A 3,715-nucleotide genomic window follows, 5' to 3' on the forward strand; every position below is an offset into this window, starting at 1 on the left:
AATGCGTCAGATGGTAAGTGACCACACAAGTCCATCGGCTCTTATAAATCAGATAAATGTCAATGTTGCCGGCAAGACGGGAACAGCAGAGGAGGATACCACAAGGCCGGATCACGCATTGTTTGTGTCATTTGCGCCTTATGAGAACCCTGAGGTCAGTGTAACATGTGTTATTCCACATGGATATACATCGGGTAACGCAGAGGAGCTTGCCGGAATGGTGTACGCATATATGTATGACCCTGACAAGCTTGATACGCTTGACATAACAGGAAACAACCAGATGTCAGATTAATTGAGATACCAAAGATATATCACAGAACCTGTGTGTAGGAAATAATATGACAGGAGCAGATGATATGGATGGTATGGACAGATTATCAATCAAGGCAGACAGATCAGGCATAGTTGTCTATGTACCGGCGGCTATGTCTGTAAATGATATCTGCTGCGATCTGTATTGCAGGATCCTCGATAATATAAGTGCCTTCCAGAAAAAAGGAACTGTATGTATATCTTTCAGGGGATGTACCCTGGAGCGTGGAGACACGGAGGAGATAATCAGTTTTTTAAACAGCATTGATAAGATTCATGTCAGATTTGCAGCTAAACCTGACATAGATCAATATACAGGTTCCGGTGTCCGGGGTGATGGGGATCGTGAACCACAACAGGCAAAAGTCAGTATGGCTTTGCCGGATATGACTAAAACGCACAGTGACAATGAAAGACCATATATCTTCCGCGGTGACATAGGGAGAAAGCAGACCCTTGAGATCAGGGGAAATGTCATTATCCTCGGAGATGTTGCCAGGGATGCCAGGGTTGTATCCGGTAAGAATATCGTGGTCGTTGGGGAACTGGCGGGAGCTGCCATAGCGGGTAAGCTGGCGGCTGGAAACAATTTCATAATAGCGATGAGAATGTGCCCACAGCTTTTGCAGATAGGGAAAGCGAAAAGTACAGGAATCAGACTTCCGGGTGCAAAAAGAATGCCAATGATAGCTACGAATGATGAAGGAATCATAAATATAACCTACATATGATAGTAAATTTAGGAGGATTTTTATTATGTGTGAAGTTATTGTTGTTACATCAGGAAAAGGCGGAGTTGGCAAGACGACCACATCGGCGAACATAGGAACCGGTCTTGCGTCCCTCGGGAACAGAGTGGTGATGATAGATACAGATATAGGTCTCAGAAACCTGGATGTTGTGCTTGGCCTGGAAAACCGCATAGTCTATAATCTGATAGATGTAATAGAGGGAAACTGCAGATATAAGCAGGCTCTTATAAAGGCGAGGAATTACAACAATCTGTACCTGCTGCCTTGCGCGCAGACCAGGGATAAGACAGCGGTCAGCCCGGAACAGATAATCAAGCTCATAGACGAGATAAGAGACGAGTATGACTACATAATCATTGACTGCCCGGCCGGTATAGAACAGGGCTTTAAGAACGCCATAGCTGCTGCTGACAGGGCTGTCATAGTGACAACTCCCGAGGTCTCGGCCATAAGGGATGCAGACAGGATAATCGGTTTGCTCGAGGCGTATGGAATTGAAAAACAGCACCTCATAATCAACAGGATAAGATATGATATGGTCAAAAAGGGCAATATGATGTCCGTCGATGATGTGGTTGATATACTTGCAGTGGATCTGCTTGGAGTGATCGCCGACGATGAGGACATAGTTATATCGACAAACAAAGGAGAACCGGTCGTGTGCAGCAACACGAAATCGAGACATGCATATATGAATATATGCAGAAAGATAGTTGATGATTCCCTTGAAGTTGAAGATTATTATTCAGGGAAGAACCGCTCACTGCGTTCGCTTTTCAGACGTAAAAGAGCCTGAAGGGAGGAATGTGGGGATGAATAAGATATATTTATATAACACAGGAAGTTATGCCAAAGAAAGGCTTATAAGCATGCTGGCTTCAGACAGGATAGGGTGTAATCCGGATTTCCTGGACGATATGAAGCATACCATAAAGCAGGAGATAGACAGATACATCAATGTAAAGGAATCAGATATCGATATCCAGGTCAAGGAGCGTATGCTAGTGGCATATATTCCATTGTTAAGCGTGGATACAGAGAAGAAGGATAACGAATATACATATAGAACAACAGGACGAGGATCAGTGAATTATGAACTTATTCAAGAAGGATCAACTGAACTTAAAACAATTCAGTCTTGATCAGGATCAAAAAAAATACAGTATACTGGATTACAATTTCAAATTGTTTTTCCTGATAATAGCAGCCATGGCCATGGGTACTGTGATCATAGTGAGCGTAGATGAGACAAAACTCACAAAGCAGTTGATCGGTGCCGGGGTGTGTATACTGGGAATGATAATAGTATCACTCATAGACTATAATTTCATATGCAAATACTACATGGTACTATACGCTGCAAATATAGTGCTGCTGGGACTTGTACTGGTGGTAGGATCAGGTGCGGATTCCCATGGAGCCAGCAGATGGTTCCAGATATCCGATTCATTTACCATACAGCCATCGGAGTTTGCCAAGATAATACTGATAATCTGCACGGCTGTTTTTCTTGAAAAACATGCGGATGATCTGAACACGGCAAAGACGCTGCTGAAGCTTGCAGCTTTCCTTGCAATACCGATCGGACTTATATTTGCCGAGCCGGATCTTTCAACCACGATATGTATATGTGCAACATTGTTTATAGTCATATTTATAGCGGGGCTCTCACTCAAGATAATAGGTATTGCGGTACTGATACTCATACCATTCTTTGGAGGCTTCTTCTGGTATATCCAGCAGGACAACCTGCCTCAGTTCCTGAACGGATATCAGAGACAGCGTATACTTGGACATATGTATGGAGGCGGATCCACCCAGGATCAGCAGAACAACTCTATCATGGCCATAGGATCGGGACAGTTGACCGGTAAGGGGATCAACAGCTCTGATGTGGCAACCGTAAAAGATACAAATCTCATATCTGAGCAGCAGACAGACTTTATATTCTCGGCAGTGGGAGAAGAATTAGGTTTCATCGGAAGTGTTATTATTATTGCAATTTTACTGCTCATAGTGTTACAATGTATTAGGGTTGCTAGGCGTTCCGGTGATAAAAAGGGAATGTATATAGCAACAGGTATGGCAGCACTGGTCAGCATCCAGTCATTTATCAATATTGGTGTTGCCACATCCATACTTCCGAACACGGGATTACCTTTGCCATTCATAAGTTACGGACTGAGTTCACTCGTCAGTTTGTGTGCCGGAATGGGCATGGTTCTCAATATAAATTTGCAAAAGAAAAAGTATTAGGAGGATTTTCATGAATATTGGTTTGATAGCACATGATGCTAAGAAAAAACTGATGCAGAACTTCTGTATAGCATATAGAGGAATTCTTAATAAGCATGAGCTTTACGCAACAGGAACTACCGGAAGACTTATTGAGGAGGTTACCAATCTTACAGTTCACAAATATATTGCAGGACATCTTGGCGGTGAGCAGCAGCTCGGATCACAGATAGAGAACAATGACATCGATATGGTCATCTTTCTGAGAGATCCGCTTCATCCAAAGAATCATGAACCTGATATAAACAACATATTTACATTGTGTGATACACATAATATTCCGCTTGCGACTAATCTGGCAACTGCCGAGCTCCTTATACTGGCACTTGACAGAGGAGATCTTGACTGGCGTG

General features: G+C 43.0%; 6 protein-coding genes. All 6 read left to right on the forward strand.

Annotation, left to right across the window (positions count from 1 at the left end):
- Positions 1 to 295 (forward strand): penicillin-binding transpeptidase domain-containing protein (locus CCU_RS12600; protein WP_256364702.1); only part of this gene is annotated, 295 nt, incomplete at its 5' end.
- A gap of 46 nt (positions 296 to 341) precedes the next feature.
- A complete protein-coding gene (locus tag CCU_RS12605) occupies positions 342 to 1,046 on the forward strand; it encodes a septum site-determining protein MinC (protein ID WP_015534926.1) in 705 nt (234 codons plus the stop codon).
- 25 nt (positions 1,047 to 1,071) lie between these two features.
- Positions 1,072 to 1,863: a septum site-determining protein MinD gene (gene minD / locus CCU_RS12610; protein WP_015534927.1), complete on the forward strand. Its 792-nt coding sequence runs from the start codon at positions 1,072 to 1,074 to the stop codon at positions 1,861 to 1,863.
- A 16-nt stretch (positions 1,864 to 1,879) separates the two neighbouring features.
- Entirely contained in the window at positions 1,880 to 2,209 is a 330-nt protein-coding gene (locus tag CCU_RS12615) for a cell division topological specificity factor MinE (protein ID WP_015534928.1), read from the forward strand.
- The gene (locus tag CCU_RS12620; RefSeq protein WP_015534929.1) at positions 2,160 to 3,323 is read left to right on the forward strand and encodes an FtsW/RodA/SpoVE family cell cycle protein; all 1,164 of its coding nucleotides are present in this window, start codon (positions 2,160 to 2,162) and stop codon (positions 3,321 to 3,323) included. The genes CCU_RS12615 and CCU_RS12620 overlap by 50 nt, the downstream gene beginning before the upstream one ends.
- 10 nt (positions 3,324 to 3,333) lie before the next feature.
- A partial coding sequence (locus CCU_RS12625; protein ID WP_208896252.1) for a methylglyoxal synthase occupies positions 3,334 to 3,715 on the forward strand: 382 nt, incomplete at its 3' end.

This window comes from Coprococcus sp. ART55/1 (assembly GCF_000210595.1).
GTDB classification, from domain to species: Bacteria; Bacillota; Clostridia; order Lachnospirales; family Lachnospiraceae; genus Coprococcus; species Coprococcus aceti.